This window comes from Paraburkholderia sp. BR10936 (assembly GCF_040965735.1).
In the GTDB taxonomy this organism is placed as follows: Bacteria; Pseudomonadota; Gammaproteobacteria; order Burkholderiales; family Burkholderiaceae; genus Paraburkholderia; species Paraburkholderia nodosa_A.
Window position 1 is genome coordinate 1 of sequence record NZ_JBFRCM010000095.1, and the last position, 255, is coordinate 255.

The 255-nt window shown below is 63.5% G+C and carries 1 pseudogene; it reads left to right on the top strand.

The features are described 5' to 3' along the window. A pseudogene (locus AB4Y36_RS40570) lies at positions 1-255 on the top strand (nitroreductase family protein); the annotation flags it as partial.

The following is a 255-nucleotide window of genomic DNA, read 5'->3' on the forward strand; positions in this document are numbered from 1 at the left end:
AGAACTGGCGCTTCATTGCGGTGCGCACGCCCGCAGCGAAGGCCAAGCTCTTTCCGCTTGCGTGGAGCCAGCCGGCTGTCGCTGACGCGGCAGTCACCTTCATCATCTGCGGACAGTTGGTCGACACTAGCGTGATTCCGGATCGCCTGGCTCCGCTGGTCGAAGCAGGCGTCATGCCGGCGACGATGGTGTCGGAGTGGGAGACCCCGGCACGCGAACTATATATGGCATATCCGCAGCGTCGTCGCGACGAAG